Consider the following 23,824-nt stretch of genomic DNA (forward strand, 5'->3'; position numbering starts at 1 on the left):
CGAACGCCCATCTCAGCGGATGCTCTCGGCGGCCGCTGCCCGGAGCCTCGCGACGGCGGCCGCCTTGCCCTCGGGGTAGGCGTACATCCACGAGCCGGAGATGAACACGTCCGCGCCGGCAGCTGCGGCTCCATGGATGGTGTGCTCGGTGATCCCGCCGTCGACCTCGAGCTCGATGTCGAGCCCGGCCTCCTCGATCATCCGGCGCAGCCGGGCGATCTTCGGCTCGACGGCCGCGATGTAGGCCTGGCCCCCGAAGCCTGGGTTGACCGTCATGGCGAGGATCAGATCGGTCTCCTCGAGGACGTGCTGCACGACTTCGGGACCGGTGTGCGGATTCACCGCGACGCCGCTGCGGGCGCCCAGTTCGCGGATCCGATGCAGGGTCCGGTGCAGATGAGTGCACGCCTCAGCGTGCACGATGATCAGATCGCAGCCGGCGTCTGCATAGCGGGGGAGCAACTCGTCCGGATTGACCACCATCAGATGGGCCTCGAACCCGACGGAGCTGTGTGGCCGGGCCGCGGCGATGACATCGGGGCCGAAGGTCAGGTTCGGGACGAACACCCCGTCCATGACGTCCCACTGGATACGGTCCACCCCGGCCTCGCACAGCTCCCGCACCTCCTTGCCGATGCGGGCGAAGTCAGCCGGCAGCACGGACGGAACGATCAGTGGCTGCCGGACGCGGACTGGCCCGGCGGGTTGACTGCGACTGTCCAGCACGATCATGAGCGGAGCCTCTCGGGAGTGCAGGAGCGATCCGACATCTGCCATCCGATCGCGTGGAGTCGATCGAGCACTCACCCAGGTGGGTGGAGTCGAGGGTGAAGTTTGGTCGGAGCCTCCCGTCCCCGCGGTGCACAGATACGCTGACGGTTATGGCGGATCCGGCCCCGAGTCCTTTGCGTCTGGTGCTGGTCGATGATCACGAGATGGTGCTGCAAGGCCTGACCGCGATGCTCGGGCACTTCCCCGACGAGGTCCAGATCGTCGGTCGGGCGACCACCGCGGGCGCGGCGCTCGCGCTGGTGGCCGAGCTCGCCCCCGATGCGGTGCTCTGCGATGTACGGATCGGCAAGGAGAGCGGTCTCGACCTGTGCCGTCAGATCACCTCCCAGCACCCCGCGACCAAGGTCGTGCTGCTCACTGTCTACGACGACGAGCACTACCTGTTCCAGGCTTTGCGGGTCGGCGCCTCCGGATACATCCTCAAACGCATCGACGGACAGGAGTTGGTCAATCACCTGCGCCTGGTACGTGAGGGAGAGACGGTCGTCGATCATGCGCTGGCTGGCCGGGTGGCGCTCTCGGCGGCCCGGCTCAGCGCCGGCGAGTTCTGGTCCGGTGCCCATCTCGGCCTTACTCAACGCGAGTCGGAGGTCCTCGAGCTCCTCGTGGCCGGACACTCGAACAAGGGTGTGGCGAGCAAGCTGGTGGCCAGCGAGGACACCGTCAAGACCCACATCCGCGGGCTCTACCGCAAGCTCGGGGTCTCCGACCGCAGCGGGGCGATCGCGGTCGCTCTACGCGAAGGATTGTTCCGATGACGGAGACCTCCGAGGAGCCGACTCCTGACGGATCGATGCCCAGCGCTGTCCCGGACGCGGAGCAGCTGGCCAGCCGTTTCGAGGCCGACGGTGTCCTGCTGTATCTCATCGATGGCCAGGAACTGAGCATCGTCGACATCTGGCCGCCGCACGCTTCGGCGGGCACCCTGAAACTGCAGGTCGGCTTCGGGGTGACCGGATTGGTGGCGCGTACTCGCAAGCCAGTGCTGATCAACGCGGATTCACCGCGCAACGCGCTGCACCGCCGGCTGCTGAGGCTCGAACCACGACAGACCGTCGCGCGGATGTGCGTACCGCTGCCCGGTCTGGAGGGGGAGATGGTCGGGGTGCTGGCGGTCCACCGGAGTCCTGACCGCCCGTTCGACCAGGCTGATCTCGATGATGCGGAGTCACTGGCCGCGCTGCTCGGTCTGCAGCTGCACGCGAACCGGCTGTGGCGCGCCGTCAGCCGGCACCGCACCGAGCGAGACCGCCTGATCGAGCAGGCCATCTCAGCACAGGAGGCGGAGCGCCGGCGGATCGCCTTCGATCTGCACGACGGGGTCACGACGGCGCTCGCGTCCATGTCGTTCCATCTGTCGTCGGCTGATCTGACCGTCTCCCGTCTCGAGGCGGGAGAACCAGAGGGAGCCGGTCGCCGGGACGCGTTCGACAGCGTTCGCCAGGAGCTGGCCACGACCCGAGGACTCGTCGACCTTGCCTACAACCAGACCCGCGCGGCCATCTCCGGGCTGCACAGCCTGGTCCTGGACGACCTGGGTCTGGTCGCCGCGATCGAATCGTTGGTGCAGAGCGCCGGACGCCCCGGCGGCCCGAGGATCGACTTCTTCGTCGATCCGGAGGCCGACGTCGACGAGGTCCCCGATCACGCCGCTGCCGCGCTGTATCGGATCGCCCAGGAGGTATTGAGCAACGCGGTCAAGCACTCCGCGGCGAAGCGGATCGTGATCTCGTTGCGCCGAGTCGGCGACTCCATGGTGCTCGGCTGCGCCGACGACGGTACGGGCTTCGATCCGGAGGAGCGGCTCACCGCCCGCGCCCAGGACAACGACGGTGCCCAGCACTTCGGGCTGAGCTCGGTCGCCGAGCGGTGCGCCATGATGGAGGCCTCACTACGGATCGAGTCCGCTCCGGGACGAGGCACCACAGTGCTGGTCGAGCTCCCGCTGAGGTGATATCAGGTTGCGGCGGCGGCCTGGCGGCAGTTGGCCAGCAGTCGGCTCTGGGCCGCGGCGACGTTCTCCGGATTGCCGGCCCACGTTCGCAGGGCCGCACTGACCAGGGCACGCCCGAAGGAGAAGGTGACCCCCCAGGGCCGGTTGGGCAACGCGGCCAGCGCGGTCAGGAACGCACACACGTCGTCGGTCGGATGACCACCGGACAGGAAGGCGATCCCCGGCACGCTCGCCGGCACCGTCTCGCGCAGCACCTCGTACGTCGCCGTGGCGACCTCCGCCGGCGACAGCTTGGGCGCATCCAGCCCCGGAGTGACGAAGTTCGGCTTGAGCACGATCCCCGCCAAGTCCACCTCGGCGGCCTCGAGCTCGTCGAACACCGCGGTCAGCGCCAATTGGGTCGTCGCGGCCGACGCGGCGAGCTCGTGATCGCCCGTGCAGAGCACCTCCGGCTCGACGATCGGCACGATGCCGTGCTCCTGGCACCGGGCCGCATAGCGGGCCAGCGCGTGCCCGTTGGCGCGGGCGACGTACGGATCGGCCGTGTGCACATCGAAGACGGCGCGCCACTTGGCGAAGGCCGCCCCACGCTCGGCGTACGAGGCGAGTCGGGCACCCAAGCCGTCCAGGCCCTCGGTGATCAACGCCCCGTCTCGACCCGGCAACGGCGTGGTGCCGGTGTCCACCTTGATCCCCGGAAGGATGCCCAACTCGCGGCAGGAAGCCGGGAACGCGCGTCCGTCGCTCAGCCGCTGCCCGAACGTCTCGTCGGCCAGGATGATGCCGCTCACCGACTCCGACAGTCCGGGCGCGGTGAGCAGCAGCTCGCGGTAGTCGCGGCGGGCGGTCTCGCTCGCCGGGATGCCGTCCGCTTCGAGACGGGCGGACATCGTCTTGATCGACTCGTCGGCGGCGAGGATGCCGCGACCGCCGTGGGTCAGCTCTCGCGCGGTCTCAAAGAGGGCAGCGGTGTTCGTCAGGAGTGCGGTCATGGGGCGGAGCCTCTCGGGAGTGCGGGAGCGGTCATGCCCGAGCCTGGCCGATCGGTGGCGTTCCGGCCTCACCCCTGCGGGCGAAGTCGTGTGTGAAACGCAGCTGCCCCCACCAGGTCGGGGTCGCAGACATGGCGAAGGAGCAGCCGGGTCGCGGCCGTCGGCTCGGGCGTGGTGCACAGGTGCCATGGTCGGTCCAGCGGAGTGCCCGACACCGGGTACGCCATGAGGTCGCCGGACTCCAGCTGAGCACGCGCGGCCTCCTCGTGAACCAGCGTCACCCCCAGCCCCTGGCCCGCGGCTGCGACCGCGGCGCCCGAGGTGCCGAGGGTGAGCAGCGGCGGGGCGGCTTGGAGCCGAGTGAGCAGCGCCAGCGTCGTGTCCCGCGTCCCCGAGCCGATGGCGGTGAGCAGCCAGGTCGAGGTCAGCGGGTCGCCAACCGCTCCGGGCCGGCCGACCACCACCAGCCGGTTGGCACGCCGCGCACGGGTGAGCAACCCCGACCCCCGAGGTGGCCGTCCGGCGAGCACCACGTCGAGCTGGTGATCGACCGCGAGTGCGAACAGCTCGGCGCGGGGAAGCACGGACAAGGAGAGCTCGACCTGGGGATGCAGCCGCGCGAAGGAGGCGATCAGCCGGGGCAGGACATACTCGCTCGCGGTGGACACGGCGCCGATCCGCACCCGTCCACGGTCCGCGTCGTGCACCGCTCCGGCGGCCTCCGCCAGCAGGCCCACCAGCTTGCGGGCGTAGCCGGCGAAGGCCGCGCTGGCGACTTGGGGTGAGGTCACCTTCGACTACACCAGCACCGATGCCCCCGACTTCGTCCCGACCGTCACTGCGTCGGTCTGACCAGACGCATTGACCAGACGTCACTGACAAGGAGCACTGCCATGACATTCCGCTACGGCGCGTTCTCGTACCTGCCCGATCTCACCGACGACGAGATCGCCGCTCAGGTGAAGTACGCCCTCGACCACGGCTGGCCGGTCTCGATCGAGTACACCGACGATCCGCATCCACGCAACATCTACTGGGAGATGTGGGGACTGCCGCTGTTCGACCTGGCCGAGCCTGACGGCGTCCTCGATCAGATCAACGAGTGCCGGACGGCGTTCCCCGAGCACTATGTCCGGATGCTGGCGTACGACGCCTCGCTGGGTAAGCAAACGACGGCCATGTCCTTCCTGGTCCAACGGCCGACCAGCGAGCCCGGCTTCCTGCTCGAGCGGCAGGAGGGGCCGGACCGGACGCAGCGCTACTCGGTGCGGTCCTACGCCACGGACGGGCCCGCCGGAACCCGGTATCCGGTCGGGTGAGGTCATGGCATCCCAGGGATTCGGGTTCCCACGCCAAGCCGCCGCCCGGCCGCACCGGTTGGCCCCGCAGCGTGCGGAGGAGCCCGTCGAGGAACCGGAGACCCCGGTGACCCTCGCCGACGATGCCGAGCTCGATCTCTCGGCGGACGAGGCCGCGACCAGGGTCGAGGAGACCCTGGCCGCCCTCGACGCCGAACTGGTCGGCCTGGCCTCGGTCAAGCGGCGGGTGCGCGAGATCGCCTCTCTGCTGCAGGTCGATCGGGCCCGCAGCCAGTTCGGGCTGACCTCGTCGAAGCCGACGCTGCACATGAGCTTCACCGGCGGACCGGGCACCGGCAAGACCACCGTCGCGATGCGGATGGCGGCCATCCTGCACGCGCTCGGCTACATCCGAGCGCCGCGGGTGCACGTGGTGACCCGTGACGATCTCGTCGGCCAGTTCATCGGCCACACCGCCCCGAAGACGAAGGAGGCGATCGCCCGGGCAGCCGGGGGCGTGCTGTTCATCGACGAGGCCTACTACCTGTTCCGGCCGGAGAACGAGCGCGACTACGGCCAGGAGGTGATCGAGATCCTGCTGACCGAGATGGAGAACGAGCGGGGCAACCTGGTGGTGATCTTCGCCGGCTATCCCGATCGGATGGCGACGTTCTTCTCGGCCAACCCGGGTCTCAGCTCGCGGGTGCCGCACCACATCGAGTTCGAGGACTACGACCACGCCGAGCTGATGCAGATCGCGGAGCTGATGGTGGCCGAGGAGAACTTCCGGTTCGACGAGGAGGCCCGCGAGGCCTTCGCCGACTACCTCACCCGGCGGATGCAACGGCCCAACTTCTCCAACGCCCGCAGTGTCCGCAACGCGATCGAGCGCTGCCGGCTGCGGCAGGCCCGGCGCCTGGTCGGCCTGGACCGTCCGCTCGGCAAACAGGACCTGATCGTGATCACTGCCGAGGACGTGCGTGGCAGCAGCCTGTTTGCTCCCGCCGCGGACGGGTGATCTCGGGACAGCCGATCGGCCGACGATAAGCACCGTTGGTTATCACTCCATAGAAATGATCACTTGGAGTTATCGGCGTCGATCCTCGAAGCTGGTCACCACCGGGCATGCGCCGACACCCCGAGAGCATCGACAGGAGTGGCATGGACACCATCGAGGACCCCGTCGACGAGCTGAAGGTCACGCCACCGAAGACGTGGGCCGCCGGCGTTCCGGCGGTGGCCCACGCGATGGGGTACTCACTGTCCCAGACGTCGCCTCGTCGGACGCTGCTCACCTTGCTGAACATCAACCAGACCAAGGGATTCGACTGCCCGGGATGTGCTTGGCCGGAGCCCGACCACAGACACGCGACCGAGTATTGCGAGAACGGCGCCAAGCACATCAACGACGAGGCGACGTCGCGCCGAGTCACCCGGGAGTTCTTCGCCGAGCACTCGGTCGCTGAGCTTGACACCCGGTCGGACTACTGGCTGAACCAGCAGGGTCGACTGACCGAACCGATGATCAAGAGGCCCGGCGCCACCCACTACGAGCCGATCGACTGGGACGTGGCACTCGATCTGATCGCCGACGAGCTGTCTGTGCTCGACACCCCCGATCGGGCGATGTTCTACACCTCCGGCCGGCTGAACAACGAGGCCGCCTTCCTGCTGCAGTTGTTCGCTCGCGCACTGGGGACCAACAACCTGCCCGACTGCTCGAACATGTGTCACGAGTCGAGCGGGTCGGCGCTGCAGGAGACCATCGGGGTGGGCAAGGGCAGCGTGTCCCTCGAGGACATCTACCAAGCCGATCTGATCTTCGTCATCGGGCAGAACCCGGGCACCAACCACCCGCGGATGCTGTCGGCACTGGAACGGACCAAGCGCAACGGCGGCCGGGTGATCGCGGTGAACCCGCTGCCCGAGGCCGGGTTGATCCGATTCAAGAACCCGCAGCAGCCCAGCGGCGTGATCGGCCGCGGCACCGCGATCGCCGACGAGTTCCTGCAGATCCGCCCGGGCGGCGACCTGGCGCTGTTCCAACTGCTCAACCAGCTGCTGCTGGAGGCCGAGGACCGGGCACCCGGCACCGTGCTCGACCACGAGTTCATCGCCGCCCACACCTCGGGGTTCGAGGCGTTCGCCACGCACGCCCGGACGATCGACGGCGCCGAGGCGCTGGCCGCCACCGGCCTGGATCGAGCGCTGATTGATCGAGTGCTCGAGCGGGTGCTCGCCAGCCGGCGGATCATCGTCTGCTGGGCGATGGGTCTGACCCAGCACAAGCATGGCGTCCCGACCATCCGGGAGCTGGTCAACTTCCTTCTGCTGCGAGGCAATCTCGGTCGACCAGGTGCGGGGGTCTGCTCGGTGCGCGGGCACAGCAACGTGCAGGGCGACCGGACGATGGGCATCTGGGAGCAGATGCCGCAGGAGTTCCTGGACGCGTTGGGCCGGGAGTTCGACTTCACTCCGCCGACCACCCATGGCCTGGACTCGGTGAACGCGATCCGGGCGATGCGGGACGGCCAGGCGAGCGTGTTCGTGGGCGTCGCGGGCAACTTCGTCCGGGCGACTCCGGACAGCGCGGTGACCGAGGCGGCACTGCGGCGATGCCGGCTCACCGTTCAGATCTCCACCAAGCTGAACCGCTCGCACACCGTGTGCGGTGAGACCGCGCTGATCCTGCCGACCCTCGGGCGCAGCGACAAGGACATCCAGGCCACCGGCCTGCAGTTCGTGACGGTCGAGGACTCGATGAGCCAGATCCACGCCTCCCGCGGGCGACTGACGCCCGCCTCACCGCATCTTCTCAGCGAGGTGGCGATCATCTGCCGTCTTGCAGCTCGCACTCTCGGTGACCGGTTCTCCATTCCCTGGAAGGAGTTCGAGGCGGACTACGCCGCCATCCGGGACAGCATCTCCCGGGTCGTCCGCGGGTTCGATGACTTCAACGAGCGGATCGCCGTCCCTGGCGGATTTCGGCTGCCGAACCCGGTGAACGCTCACCTGTACCAGACCCCCAGCGGCACGGCGGTGTTCACCTGCAACCAGTTCACCTCGCTCGAGCCGCCACCGGGTCACCTCGTCCTGCAATCCCTGCGTTCCCACGACCAGTGGAACACCATCCCGTACGCGATGGACGATCGCTACCGCGGCATCCACGGCGCTCGCCGGGTGGTGCTGGTCAACCCGGACGACCTGGCGCAGCTGGGCCTGCTCGATCGGCAGCTGGTCGACATCGTCAGCGTCTGGCACGACGGGATCGAGCGGCGCGCGCCAGAATTTCGGGTGGTCGGCTATCCGACTCCACCGGGCTCCGCGGCCGCCTACTATCCCGAGACGAATGTGCTGGTGCCGCTCGACAGCGTGGCCGACATCAGCAATACGCCGACCTCCAAGGGCGTGATCGTTCGGCTGGAACCTCTCGCTCCGCCGGATCGATGATCCGGCGAGTCGGGCACACCCACCCGCACGATCGTCGGCTGAGTGCCGGCACCGACGAAAGGAGTCGGCCATGGGTCGAGTGACCGTACGTCGGCCCGTGCTGCGACTGCGGGCCGGGCTGGGATCGCGACGGCCGGACACGCTGGCTGCCGAGGAGCCGCTGGAGATCCGCGTCGCCGGTCGGCCGCTGACCGTGACGATGCGGACACCGGGCGACGATTTCGACCTCGCCATGGGTTTCTGCGTCAGCGAGGGCGTGGTCCGGCGAGCGGCCGACATCGTTGCCGTGCGCTACTGCCTCGGCGCGACCGTCGACGGCAGCAACACCTACAACGTGGTGGACGTCCAGCTGGCTGACGGCGTACCGCTGCCGGATCCCTCGCTGGAGCGCAACTTCGACACCACGTCGTCCTGTGGATTGTGTGGCAAGGCGAGTCTGGATGCGGTGCGGACCAAGGCGGTCTGGCCGGTCGCCGATGATCCGCTCCGGATCGACCCGGCGACTTTGGCGGTGCTGCCCGATCGGTTGCGTGCGGCCCAGCGGGTGTTCGACCGCACCGGCGGGCTGCATGCTGCCGGCCTGTTCACCGCGGCCGGAGAACTGGTGGTGCTGCGGGAGGACATCGGCCGGCACAACGCCGTGGACAAGGTCGTCGGACACGCGTCGCGGGCGGGAATGCTGCCGCTGCGCTCGACGGTCTTGATGGTGAGCGGCCGGGCTTCCTTCGAGTTGGTCCAGAAGGCTGTGATGGCGGGTATCCCGATGCTGGCTGCGGTGTCCGCTCCGTCGTCGCTCGCAGTGGACCTGGCCGAGGAGAGCGGGCTGACCTTGGTCGGCTTCCTGCGCGGCGACTCGATGAACGTGTACGCGGGAGCAGATCGGTTGGTGACTAGCGGATCCTTAGCCCTGGACATGGTTGCGGGGCGCCCACGCGGCGATGAGGACGCGGCACATGGGCACCCCGCGGTCGGGGTCAGCCCGTGAAGAGCTGCAAGGCTGCACTGACTGCGTTGTAGAGCCCGTAGGCCAGGGGAATCCCGACCAAGGTCCACGAGGCGGCGATCCGGGGCCGGTAGTCGTGTGTTGCCGTGGTGCTCGCTGCGTTCATCGAAATCGCCCTTCCTGCTGTGGCTGGGTTCTGGAGGTCGGAGAAGTCACTTGCTCACCCGGGTGGGGGAGGAATCCGGACGGTGGGCGGCATCGACCGCGTCGACGACCGGGGAGGTCTCGTGCCAGCGAGTGGCGACCGGACGGATCAGCAGGTTGGCGATGAAGCCGACCCCGAGGACACCGACCATGATGAACAGCGCCAGCCGATAGTCGCCGGCGACCAGGTCGCCGGGCTAACCCTGGGTGTCGAGCACCCGGTTGACGATCAGTGGCCCGAGCACGCCGGCCGTCGACCAGGCGGTCAGCAGCCGGCCATGGATCGCGCCGACCTGATAGGTGCCGAACAGATCCCGGAGATACGCCGGGAGCGTGGCGAAGCCGCCGCCGTAGAAGGAGATGATCACGGCGCAGATGATCACGAACAGCGCGGTCGAGTTGGACCCGACCAGCGCCAGCAGGATGTAGAGCACGATGCCACCACCGAGATACATCACGTACGTCGGCTTGCGGCCGAGGTAGTCCGACGCGGAGGACCAACCGAACCGGCCCGCCATGTTGGCCAAGGACAGCAGTCCGACGAAGCCGGCGGCCACGGTGGCGGTGACCGTCGAGGTCGCCGTAGCGCCGTCGCGGAAGAAGTCCTGCGCCATGTTCGCGGCCTGCTCGAGGATCCCGATGCCGGCGGTGACATTGCACACGATCACCGTCCACACCAGCCAGAACTGCGGGGTCTTGATGGCGTTGGCCGCGGAGACGTTGCCGTCGGTCACCATCGCCTTCGCCTTGACCTTGCTCGGGTCGAAGTGGGCGGGCTTCCACCCGGGTGCCGGCACCCGGACGTTGAAGACACCGAACATCATGAACGCGAAGTAGACGACCGCGAGGGTGACGAACAGTTTCACCACCGCCATGCCGTCCGGCGAGGCGCCGCCGTACCAGCCGAGCAGAGCCCGGGAGAGGGGCGCCGCAATCATCGCGCCGCCACCGAATCCCATGATCGCCATCCCGGTGGCCAGACCCGGCCGGTCCGGGAACCATTTGATCAGCGTGGACACGGGGGAGATGTAGCCCAGGCCGAGACCGATGCCGCCGATGAAGCCGTATCCCAGGTAGACCAGCCACAGCTGACCGGTGGCGATGCCGAGGGCGGCGATCAAGAACCCGGACGACCAGCAGCAGGCTGCGGTGAACATGGTCCGCCGGGGTCCGACCCGATCCACCCAGGTGCCGAAGACGGCGGCCGAGACGCCGAGCATCACGATCGCGATCGAGAAGATCACGCCGATCGCGGTGAGGCTGGTGTTGAAGTGATCCACCAACGCCTGCTTGTAGACACTGGTCGCGTAGACCTGTCCGATGCAGAAGTGGATCGCGAGGCCGGCCGGCGGAATCAGCCATCGGCTGTATCCGGGCGGCGCCACGGTGTGTTTGCGGTCCAGAAACGAAAGCGCAGTCACTGCGCACCTCCTCGTACGTGGTCCAGTTTTGTCGGCAGGTTCTGCCGGCCACTACGAGCCCGCTGGGGGATCGGGTCGGGCCCCAGCACATCAGTCGTACGCCGGCTGCGGCTTCCCCCGGACGGGTGAATCACTGGGTGAGGAGGGCTGATCTGGTGTGGATGAATCGGTTATGGAGCGGCGCGGCGGGCGTCGGGTCAAAGAGCAGTGGTCCGGTGGCGCCGAAGCACGTCCTCGAACTGTCGGTGAAGGTCGAGATCGGTGACCAGATCGACGAGGGCTCGAATGAGCATGGACTGCGGATCCCGCGCGGCGAGGACCAGCCCGACGTGGAACGCGCGGCGCGGCCGCGGCAGCGGCAGCACCCGGAGGTCGGGCGGGACGCCGAAGCTGTGCAGCCAGGTGTGCGGGATCACACTGGACAGATTCATCGCCGACAAGTGCGCGTAGACCGCCGAGATGGTGTCGCACTCGACGATCGGGCTCGCCTTCGCTCCGGCTTCGGCGAAGTAGCCGTCGAGGATCCGCCGGTTCTGCATGATGGGCGTCAGCAGGCAGAGCCGGCTCGTCGCCGCTTCGCTCCAAGTCAGCGAGTTGCGGCCGCTGAGTTCGCCGTCGACCGGAGTGAGAAAGAGGTAGCGCTCGCGGTAGAGCGGCACCACCCGCACATGACCCAGTGGCTCGCCGTCCACGTAGGTCATGCCGACATCGAGGTCGAAGTCGTTGAGCCGGTCGACGATCTCACGCGACGCCATCGACTGCAATGAGTATTTGACGTGCGGGTGCCGCTCCCGCAGTGGGGCGGTGAGCAGGGACGAGACGCTCAACGCGGTCGGAATGGCGCCGAGCCGGAGAGTTCCGGACAACTGCCCGCGCATCTCGGCCAGGGTCTGGTCGAGGGCCTCGCGTTCGGCGACGATGCCTTGAGCCCAGCGCAGCACCTCCAGGCCTTCTGGAGTGAATCCCTCGAATCGTTGACCACGTTGCACGATCTGGACTCGCAGCTCGCTCTCGAGCCGGCGGATCCCGGCGGAGAGGGCCGGCTGGGTGGCATGGCACGCCGCGGCGGCACGACCGAAATGGCGTTCGCGCGCAAGGGCCGTGAGGTACTCCAGTTGGCGCAGCAACATGGCGTCACCGTACCGGCAGGACGGTACGCCTCAGCGGTGACCGCTCGCTGGCCGTGACCAGGACCGCCGCCGCCTGTCGATAGATGCCGTCTATCAACCCAAGCGGAATCAATCGTTGATCTGAATGGCCGATCGGCCTAGCGTCACCATCAACGGCTTCGTCGACGAGCTGAAAATGTCGAGACTGAGAAAGAAGGAACCGAACATGGCCAAAGTAGTCTGCGTTCTCTACGACGACCCGGTCGACGGACAGCCGACCTCGTACGCTCGAGATGACCTGCCCACGATCGAGAGGTATCCAGACGGTCAGACCCTGCCGACTCCCGAGGCGATCGACTTCGTCCCGGGCACCTTGCTCGGCGACGTGAGCGGGGAGCTCGGGCTCCGCAACTATCTCGAGTCCCAGGGCCACACCCTCGTGGTGACCTCCGACAAGGACGGCCCGGACTCGGAGTTCGAACGCGAGCTCGTCGACGCCGACGTCGTCATCTCGCAGCCGTTCTGGCCCGCGTACCTCACCGCAGAGCGGATCGCCAAGGCGCCGAACCTCAAGCTGGCGCTGACCGCCGGCATCGGCTCGGACCACGTCGACCTGCAGGCGGCGATCGATCGGGGCATCACGGTCGCGGAGATCACCTACTGCAACTCGATCAGTGTCGCGGAGCACGTGATGATGTCGATCCTGGTGCTGGTGCGCAACTTCGTCCCATCGCACCAATGGGCGGTGGACGGAGGCTGGAACATCGCCGACTGCGTCACTCGCTCCTACGACCTGGAGGGCATGCACGTCGGCACGGTGGCGGCCGGCCGGATCGGGTTGGGGGTGCTCCGCCGGCTGAAGCCGTTCGGCACTCATCTGCACTACACCGACCGCCACCGGCTGCCGGCGGAGGTGGAGACCGAGCTGGATCTCACCTGGCATGAGACGCCGGAGGACATGTTCGGTGAGTGTGACGTCGTCACGCTCAACTGTCCGCTGCATCCCGAGACCGAGAACATGATCAACGACGAGACGCTGAAGCTGTTCAAGCGGGGGGCGTACCTGGTCAACACGGCGCGGGGCAAGCTGTGCGATCGTGATGCCGTGGTCCGGGCACTGGAGTCCGGCCAACTCGCCGGCTACGCCGGTGACGTCTGGTTCCCGCAGCCGGCGCCGAAGGATCACCCCTGGCGTGAGATGCCGCACAACGGCATGACGCCGCACATCTCGGGCACGTCGTTGTCGGCTCAGACCCGGTATGCCGCAGGCACCCGCGAGGTGCTGGAGTGCTTCTTCGAGGGTCGCCCGATCCGCGATGAGTACCTGGTCGTCGACGGCGGCCGGTTGGCCGGGGTCGGCGCGCACTCCTACAGCGCCGGCAACGCCACCACAGGCTCGGAAGAGGCGGCCAAGTTCAAGGTCGGCTGAGATCGGGAGCCGCGCGCCGCTTCTGCTGCACCGGGGAGGGTTGATCTCCTCGGTGCAGCGAGCGGGGCCGGTCGCCATGACCGCAGCCCGGGACGCACTCGGGCGTCACTGGTGCACGTGTGCGCGCTGACCCTCGCGGTCGAAGATCATGATCAGCTCGGCAGGCTGGTCCAGGGCGCTGAGCGAGTGTGGCGTCATCGTGGTGAACTCGGCGGCCTCGCCGGTGCCGACATCGATCTGTCGCTCTCCGAGCCACAGTCGCACCCGGCCCTTGATCACGACGAACCAGTCGTGTCCTGGATGTACGCGCTGGTCGGGCCGAGTCGTGGAGGGTTCGAGGCGCATCTTCATGGCTATCGTGCGGCCGTCCGGGCGGCTCAGGAGCCACGACGTGCGCTTGCCCGAGTCGTGCGGTACGGGTCGGATGACGACGTCTTCGTCCCCGGGCAGCTCGAAGAGTACGTCGAGGCTCACCTGCAGTGCGTTGGCCAGCGGCACCAAGACGTCGAGGCTCAGCGCTCGCTTGCCGGTCTCGACCCGGCTGATGGTCGACGGGCTGAGTTTGGTGCGCTCGGCCAACTCGTCGAGCGAGTAGCCCAGGGTGGTGCGCAGACTGCGCAGCCGGGAACGGGCCAGACTCTCGAGCTCGGTGACTGTACTCACCGGGCCATCCTGACTCCGGTCTTGCGATTTCCGCAAGATGTCTTTCAGAATCGCCTAGGTCTGCGTAGCCTCGCCGTCATGACGGATCATCCTGCACCTCCCACCATGGAACGGCACTGCGATGTGGCGGTGATCGGCGGCTCGGCCGCCGGCCTGGCTGCTGCGCTCCAACTCGTACGCCAACGACGGACCGTGATCGTGGTCGACGACGGCACGCCACGCAATGCCCCGGCCGAGCACATGCACGGCTACCTCGGGCGCGAGGGCGCCCGCCCCGCCGAGCTCGTGGCCATCGGCCGCGAGGAGGTGCGCTCGTACGGCGGGGAGATTCTGCTCGGTCGAGCCCTCGCGGTCCGCCGCGACGAGAACAGGTTCGTGGTCGACCTCACCGGCGGCCACCGGCTGGTCGCGCGTCGGGTCCTCGCGGCCACGGGACTGGTGGACGAACTGCCCGACATCGACGGGCTGGCGGCGCGCTGGGGGAAGGATGTGCTCCACTGTCCGTTCTGCCACGGCTTCGAGATGCGTGATCAGCGCGTCGTGCAGATCGTCACCCACCCGATGGGCCTGCATCCGACCCCGCTGCTGCGGCAGCTGACGGATCGGCTGACCGTCGTGCTGCACGATGTCGCCGGCCTCGATGAGGGCGTCGTTGCGGCCCTGGCTGCCTCGGGAGTGCCCATCATCCGAGACCGGGTCGAGAGGATCGCGTCCGCACCCGATGGCAGGTTGGCCGGCGTCGAACTGGCGGATGGTCGAACCCTCGATGCCGACGCGGTGGTCGCGGGCACGCGATTCCATGGCCGGGCAGAGGTGTTCGAGGCTGCCGGTGTCACTGCCGTTCCGCATCCGACCGGGATGGGCGAGTCGGTGGTCGTCGACCAGACCGGCCAGACTGACGTGCCAGGATTGTACGCCGCCGGCAACCTGACCGATCCCAGCATGCAGGTGCTGCATGCTGCGGCCCACGGTAGTCGGGTCGGTGCGATGATCGCCTTCAGCCTGGCCGGCGAGGACGTGACAGCGGGTGTCCGGCCCTCTGGTGAAGAGGGCGACTGGGATCACCGCTACGGCGGCGAGGAACGTACCTGGAGCGCCAACCCCAACGGAACGCTGGTGGCCGAGGTGGCGGGCCTGGTGCCCGGGCGAGCGCTGGACGTCGGTGCGGGCGAGGGTGCCGATGCCCTCTGGCTGGCCGAGCGTGGCTGGAAGGTCACCGCGGCGGACATCTCCGGCAACGCCCTCGCTCGGGTGGGTGCCGAGGCCGCCCGCAGAGGGCTTGTCGTCGACTGCCTTCGTTGCGATGCCAACGCACCGGACGCCTTCGGGGCTGACAGCTACGACCTGGTGTCGCTGCAGTACGGGTCCTTTCTCCGTACCCCTGATCAGCGCGGACTGCGCAATCTGCTGAGGGCGGTGGCGCCGGGCGGCACCCTCCTCGTCGTCGGCCATGACCTCACCCCCTTGCGGGACCCTGTCGACGTGGCGACGCAGACCCGCATGTTCGACCCCGGGGCGTACGTGGGTGTCGAGGAGATCGCGGCTGCCCTCGGTGAGTCCGATGGTTGGCGGATCGAGGTCAACGAGACCCGGCCCCGCCCTCCCGGTGCGGCCTCCAGTCATCATGTCGACGACGTGGTGTTGCGAGCCTCGAAGCTGGCTGGCTGAACGAATCGTGCGACACTCGAGCAGTTTTGGTAATGACAATCGTTGTCTATAGACTGCTCGCCCTAGCGAGCACGAAAGGACGATCAATGAACCGTACCGAGCTGGCCGCTGCAGTAGCCCGAGCCACCAACCAATCCGTGGACGTGGTCAACCAGGTCCTCGATGGACTCGAGGATCAGCTGCTTGGCGCGGCTGCCGCAGGCGAGGAGGTGAGATGGTCGGGGCTGTTCACCTTCGACGTGGTGCGGCGACCGGAGCGGTCCGGGCGCAACCCGCAGACCGGTGAGGCCATGACCATCCCGGCCGGGCCACAGGCGCGACTGAAGACCGGCGCTCGCCTCAAGCGGGCCGTCCAATCGGCCTGATGGGCGGTATCGAGACCGGGGCATCGACGATGCGCCTGGTAGTGCTGGCCGCGATCGACCCGGCCGCTCGCGACACAGTGGCGGGCGGCTGGCTGCTCGGCGACGACTCCGTCGCGGTCCTGCAATACAACCACGTCCTGCTCGACGACGCGGCGCGAGTCACCCGTCGGCTGATCGGGACGAGCGGCATCATCTATCTCGATGAGCTCGACGAGGGGGACTGCGCCTGCTGCCGGGTGCGCGAGGACCTGATCGGCACGTTGCAGCACCTGGTAGATCAGGGCAACTGGGAGCGCGCCGTGCTGAGCCTGCCGGTGGGCGCTCCAGTCGGATCACTGGCCGCGCAGCTCGACACGGCGATCGCGGACGGCTCGCTCACCGGTGTCGTGCTGAGCTCGGTGGTCGTGGCCGTGGACCGGCCCGGCGTGGCTGACGATCTGTTCGGCGACGATCTGCTCGATGAGCGCGGCCTGGCCATGAGCAGCCACGACCGCCGCGCCGTCGGCGAAGCGCTCGGTGAGCTCATCGACTACGCCGACCTGGTCATCGGGACCGGCGAGGCGGCTGACCCCGGAGACGCGGTGCTCCGGCAGTTGGCCGGGTCCCGCTATCGGCCCGAGTGGACGATGGTGGAGGTGGCGGCGCTGTTCGGCGCACGCCACGATGTCGCGGCCGCCGGTCGGCGGATCGACCCACTGCACGTCACGCTGGCCGACCACGCGCAGCACGAGAGCGCGGCCTGGTCACTCGATCTGCATGTCGCAGCGCCGGTGCATCCTGGACGGCTGTTGGAACGGCTCGAGGATCTGGCACTGGGCCGATTCAGGAGTCGTGGCTATCTGTGGCTGCCCAACCGTCCGGATACACCCTGCGCCTGGGACGGCGGTGGAGGGCAGCTGAGCATCGGGAGTCTGCCGGGCTGGCAGGAGCGGGCTCCATCGTGTCGGCTGATCATCACGGGAGTCGAGCCGGGTGAGCGCGAGCGGGTCCGGGCCACGTTCGCGGACGTGCTCTGCACTCCAGAGGAGATCGCGACGAGCCGCTGGTCCGAGGACGACCTCGCGCCCTGGCTGGGTCCGGTGCCGCAGCGTGCAAAGACGGACCAGGCCGACTGACCGGTAGGGCCGCTCGCTGGTTTCGTGCACCCGGCCGAGGCATGCGGGGCCAGCTGACGGCCGGTCGGATCAGCTGCGGAGTTCTCCGTCGACCAGTCGCGGGATTGTGGCGCCCAGATCCTCGCTTAGCTCGGTCGGCAGCAGCTCCTGTGGGAAGCCTTGGTAGGCGACAGGACGCAGGAAGCGGGTGATCGCCGCGGTGCCGACCGAGGTGGTGCCTGGTGCGGTGGTCGCGGGGTAGGGGCCGCCGTGCTGCTGCGCATAGGTGACGGAGACCCCGGTGGGCCACTGGTTCCACAGCAGCCGACCGGCGCGTTTCGCCAGCAATCGGATCAACTCGGGGGCGATCTCGTCATCGGGCTCGCCGACGATGGTCGCAGTCAGTTGACCGTCGATGCTGCGGGCCAGTTCGAGCAGGCTGGTCTCATCGGCGTACGTGACCACGAGGGCCGTCGGCCCGAAGCACTCCCGGAACAGTCCCTCCTGGTCGGTGAGCACCGAGTCGATGTCGGTCTGCAGGATCGAGGGAGCCGGGGCGTCGGCCAGCGCACCATCGGTCACGGTGAGCGCCGTGACCCGGGGATGTGCGAGCAGCTCGTCGAGGCCACGCAGGAATCCCTGCTGGATCCGTGTGTTGAGCAACGGCGCGGCAGACGGCAGCGCCAGTTGCTGCAGCGTTGCCGGGATGGCCGAGTCCGCGGGCACCAGGAGTACGCCAGGTTTGGTGCAGAACTGGCCTGCGCCGAGACTCATCGACGCAAGGAATTCCTCCGCGACCTGCTGGCCACGGGCGGCGTCGGCGCGCCGGGTGACGAAGACGGGATTGACGCTGCCGAGCTCGCCGTAGAACGGGATCGGGTCAGGTCGAGAGTTCGCGATGTCGAACAGTGCCCGCCCGCCCGGGATCGACCCGGTGAAGGAGCCGGCCTTGATCCGCGGATCGGCCAGTGCGCGGCCGCCCGCTTCGACGCCCAGGATCACCGTGAACACCCCCTGCGGGGCGCCGGCCTCGGCCAGGGCGTCGGCCACGATCTGACCGGTCCGCACCGACAGCTCGGGGTGGCCAGGGTGGGCCTTCAGCACCACGGAGCAACCAGCAGCGAGTGCCGCGGCCGTGTCACCGCCGGCGACACTGAACGCGAAGGGGAAGTTGCTTGCCGCGAAGACGACGACTGGGCCGATCGGCTCGAGCTGGCGCCGGAGATCGGGCCGCGGTGCGCCCATCGGCCAGGCGGGGTCGGCGTGATCGATCCGTGCCTCCAGATAGCCGCCGTCGGTGAGCACCTCGCCGAACAGTCGCAGCTGGAAGGTGGTCCTTCGGAGCTCCCCGCGTAGCCGCCCTTCGGCCAGGTGGCTCTCGCGCTGGGCGATGGCGACCAGCTCATCGGCTGCCTGGTCGAGTCGATCGGCGACGATCCCCAGCGCGGCGGCGCGATCCTGCCGACTGGTCTGCGACCAAGCGTCGTACGCCGACTCCGCCTGGTGGAGCTCGTCCTCGAGCAGTTCTTCGGTGGTGTCGGACACCCCGACGGGCGTGGTCATGCAGGAGCCTCCTCGATCGACGATCATCACGTCCTTGCCGGCGTTGGCGTGAGCCCATAGCTATCACAGTCCCTGCCCCCACCCCACTTCGCACCATTTCCTGCGACTGCGCACCAGGTGGGCGGAAATTGTCAACCTTCCTGAGACAGAAGGTGTGCGTTGATTCCTGTGGTGGTGATGGCTGGTGCACGGGGTGGCCGCCGGAACCGTTCGGGATGGGACTGCCAGGAGCGGTCCAGGTGGGCTTGGCGGCGGGCACGGTCGGTGTCGACGGTGCCGTGGTAGACCGCGGCCGGGGTGTAGTGCCCGATGCCGCTGTGGCGGTGCTCGGTGGCGTAACGGGTCAAGAACGTCTCGGTCCAGGCCCGGGCGTGTTCGATGGTGTCGAACCGGTCCGGGCAGGACAGGTCGTACTTGATGGTCTTGAACATCGATTCGGAGAACGGGTTGTCGTCGCTGACCCGGGGCCGGGAGTAGGAGGTCACGATGCCCTGGTCGTGGAGCTGGTCGACCAGGTCGTGGCTACGCATCACCGACCCGTTGTCGGCATGCACGGTGGACGGCACCCCGTACTGGGCGATCGCGGTGGTGAACAGCTCGACCGCGTCCGGGGTTGTTTCGCTGTACTCGATCCGCCACCGGACCGGGTAGCGGGAGTACACGTCCAAGACCAGCATCAGCTTGTAGCGTTCCTGGCCGGGTCCGGCCAGCTCGGTGGCATCCCACGACCACAGCTGGTTCGGCCGGGTCGCGGCCACCGCCGGGGGTTTGCGGCCGTGGCTGCCGTGCCGGCCATGCCCGCCGCGGCGGCGGTCACCGACCAGCTGCTGACCGGCGGCGACCCGGTAGAACGTGCGCTGCGAGCAGCCGACCAGGCCGGCGTCGAAGGCACGCCAGTAGACCTGCTGCACCGACAGATCCGCTGCCCATGCCTGCTGATCGGCATCAGGCTCGCCGGTGTCGTCGATCTCGGTCAAGACCGCGATGATCTGGTCCCGTTCGGCCGGGGTCAACGCCGCCGGCTGGACCCGGGCCGTATGCGGCACCGGTGCTGCGACCGGCCGATAGTGCCGATAACCGCGGGCCACCCGGTAGTAGGACGATCGGGCCAATCCGACCAGCTGACACCCCCGACCAACCGTCACACCAGCACGTTCGACCAGCCCGGTCACGGTGTCGGTCACGACAACCTGTGTCGCTTCAGCCAGGCGGCGTACTCGGTGGCGCTCATCAACGCCGGCGGGATCTGCGGGTCCTCCTCGTTCTGCGAGCTCTCGTTGATCCCCTGCAAGAGCTCGAATGCTTTTCCCAGAATGTCTTGCGCCGCTTCGGCCTGCGCGACCTGCCGGCGGAGCCGCTCGTTCTCCACCCGCAACCGGGCCAGCTCGGCCCGCTCGACACTGGCCGAGGCACGACCCGGCTTCGACGCCTTGCTCATCGACTCCTCCAGCTCACCTGAATCCCGCGCCCGGATCCACCGCCGCACCGTCGCATGGGCCAGATCGTTCTCCCGCAACAGCCGCGCTTTCGCGCCCCGCTCACGGCAAGCATCCCACTCCCGTAAGAACTCCAACCGATACGCGATCGAGAACGACCGCTGCCCCGCCAAGGTCAATCCCGGCTCGACACTGATCATCAGATACTCCGTTTCCCCCGCCCCAACCACTGCACACCATCTGTCTCATGACCAGGTTGGCAGGGAGGGTGGGCGTAGTGCGCAGTGACTCTAGATGGTGCGAAGTGGGAATTACCCTGGTTGCGCACAAACGACATCGCGGAGTCATGGTTCTCGATGTTCGAGAACCATGACTCCGCGAGACGTGCAGCACCCTGCGATGGGCGAGGACAACTCCCTAGATCAGGGAGTGGATCTCACGCCGGGACCACGGTCGCAGCGGCGACGGCAGCCTTCTCGCGATCGCTCTGCTTCACCTCGTCGATCTCGTCCAGGGTGTACTTGCGGGTCTCCTTGGCGGTCAGCGCGGCGGTGGCCGAGATCGCCATCAACGCGATCGTCAGCATGGCCGGACCGAACCAGCCCAACAGGTCGGGACCCGCCAGCGCGGTCGAGGCGACCGGGCCGACGGCGCCGGCGATGGCGAAGCCGATCTGGGTGCCCACCGCGAGTCCGGAGACGCGCACCCGGCTCGGGAACATCTCAGCATAGAACGCCGGCCAGACGCCGTTGGCCGTCGAGTAGAAGAACCCGTTGCAGATGATGCCCAACAGGAAGATCAGCGTCCAGTTGCCCGTGGTGATCGACCACAGGTAGGGCACGGTCATGATTCCGGCTCCGAAGACCCCGATCAGGAACGTGGGCTTGCGACCGATCTTGTCCGCCGCGAGCCCCGCCAGGGGAGTCACGCCGAGCGCGAGCGCGCTCGCGATGACCGGGACCAGCAGCATGGTCGGCTTGTCCAGCTTGTACCCGTTGGTGGCGAAGGCGACCGAGAAGCTGGCGAAGACATAGCTCGCACCGGCGATCAGCGCGCAGGCTGCGACCCGGATGATGGCGGGCCAGTGGAACTGGACGGCCTGCTTCAGCGGGGTGATGTTGACCTGGACCTCGGAGTTCTCGATGAACGACGGGGGCTCCTCCAGCTTGCGCCGGATCAGGTATGCAGCGATCACCACCACGAACGAGAGCCAGAACGGAACCCGCCACGCCCAGCCCAGCAGCACCTCCTCGGGGAGTGCCGCAAACGGGATGAAGACTGCGGTGGCGAGCAGAGTGCCGGCGGAGGCACCGCTGGTGGTGAAGCTCGTGGTGAAGCTCCGGTGCCGGTCGTTGGAGTGCTCGAGACTCATGGTGATCGCGCTGCCCTGCTCACCGGAGACACACAACCCCTGGAGGATGCGGATCACGACCAGCAGGATCGGGGCGATCACGCCGACGGTGTGGAACGTCGGCAGGCAGCCGATCAGGAAGGTGCAGCCACCGATGCCGAACAGCGTCAGCATCATCACGAACTTGCGGCCGAACTTGTCGGCCAGTGGCCCGAGGATGAGGGCGCCGAGGGGGCGCACCACGTAGCCCACGGCGAGGGTCGCCATGCTGAGCAGCACGCCGACGCCCTGGGGCAGTTCCGGTGGGAAGAACAGCTTGTTGAGCACCAGCGCCGATGCGGTGCCGTACACGGCGAAGTCGTAGTACTCCAGCGTCGTGCCGACCCAGGAAGCCACCGCTGCCCCAGGGTCAATTCAAAGTTGATTCTGTTGTGACTGGTGTGACCTGGGCGTGATCGATCAGGTCGAGCAGTTGGCCGGTTTGGCGACCGAGGCTGCGGGTCGCGGCGGCGATGTTGGTGTGTTTCCCGCGGAGTCGGAGGAGTCCGATCGCAGTGTTGCGCAGGGTTGCCATCAGCTGGGGCAGGGTGCCGGTGCGCACGGTGGAGTGGTCCTCGTCGAAGGTGAGATCACGCACCCAATGCACCTTGTTCTCGATGCTCCAATGACCACGGACCAAGGTCGCGAGGTCGGCCGGGGCGATGTCTGACCAGCCGAGACTGGTGACCACATAGACGATCTCCTGCGTGGTCTCGCCGGTGGCGGTCTCGGTCCGGTTCCGCACGATCCGGCCGGCGAGCCGGGCGTGCGGGAACCCGATCCCGGCCCGGACACCGGTCAGCTGCAGGGTACGGGACTCCCGTCGCCCATGCCCTTTCTCCACCACACGATGAGCGACCGGCACCTTGCTCCACGGGAGCCCGGCGAGCTGGTCGTACAAGGTGGGCTGGTTCCGTTTCACCACGAAGACGTACCGGCCGCCGTGCCGGTGCAGATAGTGGGCATGGCCACGTTGCGTGTGGAGAGCATCGGCGGTGACGATGACGCCGTTGAGGTTGATCCGGTCCAACACCGCCGCGAACGCGGCGATCTCATGATCTTTCCCGCCGGCGTTGACCTGCCCCAACGGCACCCCGGTGGCATGGTCGACGATCGAGAACAGATGCACCCTCGACCCATCCACACCGCGGGCGCCGCGGCAGGTCTTGCCATCCACCGCGACCGCCCGCCACCGCGACGAGACCGGTGTCAGCGTGGCCAGCCAGGCGTGCAGGACCGCGTCCACCACCTCCGGGTCGACCCGCAACAGCACCCGGCGGATCGTCGACAGGCTCGGCGGCCGCCGGGTGATCCCCAACCGTGGCCAATGCCAGGTGGGCAGATCCGCTGCCCATCCGGCGATCGAAGCCAGACTCCGTGATCCGCCGACCACCGCGGCCAACGCGACCACCAGCACGGTGGCCAGCTCATACCGGCGGCCCCGCCGGCCCCGCGGATCGGTGATGATCGACAACACCTCCCACACCTCGACCGGAACACCGTGACCGGGTTCGACCTGATGGGCGCGCAGCGCATCAGCGGCCGGGATGAGAGAAGATACGGGTGCGGGCACGGCAGGACTCCGATCGATCGGCAGTGGACGTCAAGCACCCACCACGATCCCGGTATCCACCGTGCCCGCCCGGCTTATACCTCACCCATGGCGTGTCAACCCGACACCACGCCGCAACCACGACTTTGAACAAGCCCTGACCGCTGCCCGGGCCGGAGTCTTCTTGTGCATTGCAGTTGACGTCATTTCGCCTCCATTGGCGGTCGGTAGGACCCGCGGTACGCCAGCGTCCGCGGTCTGCAGGGAGTCCGCGGGAATTGGCCGCGAAATCGTGCCTTGTTTTTCATGTGGTTGCCCTTAGTGTTCATGAGATGCCTGGTACGGTCGGCTTTTGGAATTGCGGACGCATTTCGACCGCGGGGCCTTTCGCGCGGAAGCATCGACCAACAGCCGCCCCAGCCGATCGGGGGTCGCCGGCGCATTCGCGGGCGATCTACTCGCTGCCATTCCCCCTTTCCGTGGTGATCGGGTTGGCAAGAC

23 protein-coding genes are annotated in these 23,824 nt (G+C 67.9%); 10 read left to right on the top strand and 13 right to left on the bottom strand.

Annotated features, from left to right (window positions below):
- Positions 1-12 precede the first annotated feature (12 nt).
- Positions 13-732, bottom strand: a complete 720-nt coding sequence (gene rpe / locus MLP_RS09500) for a ribulose-phosphate 3-epimerase (RefSeq protein WP_049804734.1) — start codon at positions 730-732, stop codon at positions 13-15.
- Between the two features lie 149 nt (positions 733-881).
- Between rpe and MLP_RS09505 the strand changes: the two genes are divergently transcribed.
- A complete protein-coding gene (locus tag MLP_RS09505; protein WP_013862848.1) occupies positions 882-1,550 on the top strand; it encodes a response regulator in 669 nt (222 codons plus the stop codon).
- Entirely contained in the window at positions 1,547-2,746 is a 1,200-nt protein-coding gene (locus MLP_RS09510) for a GAF domain-containing sensor histidine kinase (protein ID WP_013862849.1), read from the top strand. Before MLP_RS09505 ends, MLP_RS09510 begins: the two co-directional genes overlap by 4 nt.
- A gap of 2 nt (positions 2,747-2,748) precedes the next feature.
- On the opposite strand, the gene MLP_RS09515 is transcribed toward MLP_RS09510, so the two are convergent.
- Both MLP_RS09515 and MLP_RS09520 read right to left on the bottom strand, forming a co-directional pair.
- Positions 2,749-3,738 (bottom strand): class I fructose-bisphosphate aldolase, encoded by a 990-nt coding sequence (locus MLP_RS09515; RefSeq protein ID WP_013862850.1) that lies wholly within the window; start codon positions 3,736-3,738, stop codon positions 2,749-2,751.
- A gap of 68 nt (positions 3,739-3,806) precedes the next feature.
- Positions 3,807-4,529 carry a substrate-binding domain-containing protein gene (locus MLP_RS09520; RefSeq protein ID WP_013862851.1) on the bottom strand — a complete coding sequence of 241 codons (723 nt, stop codon included), beginning with the start codon at positions 4,527-4,529 and terminating at the stop codon, positions 3,807-3,809.
- Positions 4,530-4,631: 102 nt separating this feature from the next.
- Between MLP_RS09520 and MLP_RS09525 the strand changes: the two genes are divergently transcribed.
- From MLP_RS09525 to fdhD, 4 genes are all read left to right on the top strand, one after another.
- Positions 4,632-5,057 (top strand): ribulose bisphosphate carboxylase small subunit, encoded by a 426-nt coding sequence (locus tag MLP_RS09525; protein WP_013862852.1) that lies wholly within the window; start codon positions 4,632-4,634, stop codon positions 5,055-5,057.
- Between the two features lie 4 nt (positions 5,058-5,061).
- Positions 5,062-6,054 carry an AAA family ATPase gene (locus tag MLP_RS09530; RefSeq protein WP_013862853.1) on the top strand — a complete coding sequence of 331 codons (993 nt, stop codon included), beginning with the start codon at positions 5,062-5,064 and terminating at the stop codon, positions 6,052-6,054.
- Positions 6,055-6,197: 143 nt separating this feature from the next.
- The gene (locus MLP_RS09535) at positions 6,198-8,486 is read left to right on the top strand and encodes an FdhF/YdeP family oxidoreductase (RefSeq protein WP_041789929.1); all 2,289 of its coding nucleotides are present in this window, start codon (positions 6,198-6,200) and stop codon (positions 8,484-8,486) included.
- 70 nt (positions 8,487-8,556) lie between these two features.
- Complete coding sequence (fdhD, locus tag MLP_RS09540; RefSeq protein ID WP_013862855.1) at positions 8,557-9,471, top strand: formate dehydrogenase accessory sulfurtransferase FdhD; 915 nt, start codon at positions 8,557-8,559, stop codon at positions 9,469-9,471.
- Here fdhD and MLP_RS29205 read toward each other — a convergent pair.
- The 4 genes from MLP_RS29205 to MLP_RS09550 form a co-directional block, all read right to left on the bottom strand.
- Positions 9,461-9,595 carry an MFS transporter small subunit gene (locus MLP_RS29205; protein WP_269453382.1) on the bottom strand — a complete coding sequence of 45 codons (135 nt, stop codon included), beginning with the start codon at positions 9,593-9,595 and terminating at the stop codon, positions 9,461-9,463. The two genes, fdhD and MLP_RS29205, sit on opposite strands and share 11 nt — an antisense overlap.
- Before the next feature lie 46 nt (positions 9,596-9,641).
- Positions 9,642-9,785, bottom strand: coding sequence for a hypothetical protein (locus MLP_RS28920; RefSeq protein ID WP_231851443.1), 144 nt, complete (start codon positions 9,783-9,785; stop codon positions 9,642-9,644).
- Positions 9,786-9,830: 45 nt separating this feature from the next.
- The gene (locus MLP_RS09545; RefSeq protein WP_013862856.1) at positions 9,831-11,054 is read right to left on the bottom strand and encodes an OFA family MFS transporter; all 1,224 of its coding nucleotides are present in this window, start codon (positions 11,052-11,054) and stop codon (positions 9,831-9,833) included.
- A gap of 197 nt (positions 11,055-11,251) precedes the next feature.
- Entirely contained in the window at positions 11,252-12,184 is a 933-nt protein-coding gene (locus MLP_RS09550) for a LysR family transcriptional regulator (RefSeq protein WP_013862858.1), read from the bottom strand.
- A gap of 205 nt (positions 12,185-12,389) precedes the next feature.
- Here MLP_RS09550 and MLP_RS09555 point away from each other — a divergent pair, with 205 nt between their 5' ends.
- Positions 12,390-13,592, top strand: coding sequence for an NAD-dependent formate dehydrogenase (locus tag MLP_RS09555; RefSeq protein WP_013862859.1), 1,203 nt, complete (start codon positions 12,390-12,392; stop codon positions 13,590-13,592).
- Positions 13,593-13,697: 105 nt separating this feature from the next.
- On the opposite strand, the gene MLP_RS09560 is transcribed toward MLP_RS09555, so the two are convergent.
- A complete protein-coding gene (locus MLP_RS09560) occupies positions 13,698-14,255 on the bottom strand; it encodes a helix-turn-helix domain-containing protein (protein WP_013862860.1) in 558 nt (185 codons plus the stop codon).
- A gap of 78 nt (positions 14,256-14,333) precedes the next feature.
- Between MLP_RS09560 and MLP_RS09565 the strand changes: the two genes are divergently transcribed.
- From MLP_RS09565 to MLP_RS09575, 3 genes are all read left to right on the top strand, one after another.
- Entirely contained in the window at positions 14,334-15,923 is a 1,590-nt protein-coding gene (locus tag MLP_RS09565; RefSeq protein ID WP_013862861.1) for a bifunctional NAD(P)/FAD-dependent oxidoreductase/class I SAM-dependent methyltransferase, read from the top strand.
- 86 nt (positions 15,924-16,009) lie between these two features.
- On the top strand, positions 16,010-16,288 hold the full coding sequence (locus tag MLP_RS09570; protein ID WP_013862862.1) for an HU family DNA-binding protein: 279 nt from the start codon (positions 16,010-16,012) through the stop codon (positions 16,286-16,288).
- Entirely contained in the window at positions 16,288-17,403 is a 1,116-nt protein-coding gene (locus MLP_RS09575) for a GTP-binding protein (protein WP_013862863.1), read from the top strand. Before MLP_RS09570 ends, MLP_RS09575 begins: the two co-directional genes overlap by 1 nt.
- 69 nt (positions 17,404-17,472) lie before the next feature.
- Here MLP_RS09575 and MLP_RS09580 read toward each other — a convergent pair whose 3' ends face one another.
- The 5 genes from MLP_RS09580 to MLP_RS09600 form a co-directional block, all read right to left on the bottom strand.
- Positions 17,473-18,945, bottom strand: a complete 1,473-nt coding sequence (locus MLP_RS09580; protein ID WP_041791852.1) for an aldehyde dehydrogenase (NADP(+)) — start codon at positions 18,943-18,945, stop codon at positions 17,473-17,475.
- A gap of 131 nt (positions 18,946-19,076) precedes the next feature.
- Positions 19,077-20,129 (bottom strand): IS3 family transposase, encoded by a 1,053-nt coding sequence (locus MLP_RS09585; protein ID WP_013862112.1) that lies wholly within the window; start codon positions 20,127-20,129, stop codon positions 19,077-19,079.
- Positions 20,126-20,581: a hypothetical protein gene (locus MLP_RS09590; RefSeq protein WP_041789769.1), complete on the bottom strand. Its 456-nt coding sequence runs from the start codon at positions 20,579-20,581 to the stop codon at positions 20,126-20,128. The genes MLP_RS09585 and MLP_RS09590 overlap by 4 nt, the downstream gene beginning before the upstream one ends.
- Before the next feature lie 236 nt (positions 20,582-20,817).
- Positions 20,818-22,128: an MFS transporter gene (locus MLP_RS09595; protein WP_013862865.1), complete on the bottom strand. Its 1,311-nt coding sequence runs from the start codon at positions 22,126-22,128 to the stop codon at positions 20,818-20,820.
- A gap of 13 nt (positions 22,129-22,141) precedes the next feature.
- Positions 22,142-23,344 (bottom strand): ISAs1 family transposase, encoded by a 1,203-nt coding sequence (locus MLP_RS09600; RefSeq protein ID WP_013862866.1) that lies wholly within the window; start codon positions 23,342-23,344, stop codon positions 22,142-22,144.
- Positions 23,345-23,824 lie beyond the last annotated feature (480 nt).

This window comes from Microlunatus phosphovorus NM-1 (genome assembly GCF_000270245.1).
Taxonomy (GTDB): Bacteria; Actinomycetota; Actinomycetes; order Propionibacteriales; family Propionibacteriaceae; genus Microlunatus; species Microlunatus phosphovorus.

Coding starts and splice junctions, on each gene's coding strand:
- MLP_RS09525 (WP_013862852.1), top strand. CDS start 4,632: ATGACATTCCGCTACGGCGCGTTCTCGTACCTGCCCGATCTCACCGAC.
- MLP_RS09515 (WP_013862850.1), bottom strand. CDS start 3,738: ATGACCGCACTCCTGACGAACACCGCTGCCCTCTTTGAGACCGCGCGA.
- MLP_RS28920 (WP_231851443.1), bottom strand. CDS start 9,785: ATGGTCGGTGTCCTCGGGGTCGGCTTCATCGCCAACCTGCTGATCCGT.
- MLP_RS29205 (WP_269453382.1), bottom strand. CDS start 9,595: ATGAACGCAGCGAGCACCACGGCAACACACGACTACCGGCCCCGGATC.
- MLP_RS09580 (WP_041791852.1), bottom strand. CDS start 18,945: ATGACCACGCCCGTCGGGGTGTCCGACACCACCGAAGAACTGCTCGAG.
- MLP_RS09505 (WP_013862848.1), top strand. CDS start 882: ATGGCGGATCCGGCCCCGAGTCCTTTGCGTCTGGTGCTGGTCGATGAT.
- MLP_RS09575 (WP_013862863.1), top strand. CDS start 16,288: ATGGGCGGTATCGAGACCGGGGCATCGACGATGCGCCTGGTAGTGCTG.
- MLP_RS09565 (WP_013862861.1), top strand. CDS start 14,334: ATGACGGATCATCCTGCACCTCCCACCATGGAACGGCACTGCGATGTG.
- fdhD (WP_013862855.1), top strand. CDS start 8,557: ATGGGTCGAGTGACCGTACGTCGGCCCGTGCTGCGACTGCGGGCCGGG.
- rpe (WP_049804734.1), bottom strand. CDS start 732: ATGATCGTGCTGGACAGTCGCAGTCAACCCGCCGGGCCAGTCCGCGTC.
- MLP_RS09510 (WP_013862849.1), top strand. CDS start 1,547: ATGACGGAGACCTCCGAGGAGCCGACTCCTGACGGATCGATGCCCAGC.
- MLP_RS09555 (WP_013862859.1), top strand. CDS start 12,390: ATGGCCAAAGTAGTCTGCGTTCTCTACGACGACCCGGTCGACGGACAG.
- MLP_RS09590 (WP_041789769.1), bottom strand. CDS start 20,581: ATGATCAGTGTCGAGCCGGGATTGACCTTGGCGGGGCAGCGGTCGTTC.
- MLP_RS09535 (WP_041789929.1), top strand. CDS start 6,198: ATGGACACCATCGAGGACCCCGTCGACGAGCTGAAGGTCACGCCACCG.
- MLP_RS09570 (WP_013862862.1), top strand. CDS start 16,010: ATGAACCGTACCGAGCTGGCCGCTGCAGTAGCCCGAGCCACCAACCAA.
- MLP_RS09550 (WP_013862858.1), bottom strand. CDS start 12,184: ATGTTGCTGCGCCAACTGGAGTACCTCACGGCCCTTGCGCGCGAACGC.
- MLP_RS09530 (WP_013862853.1), top strand. CDS start 5,062: ATGGCATCCCAGGGATTCGGGTTCCCACGCCAAGCCGCCGCCCGGCCG.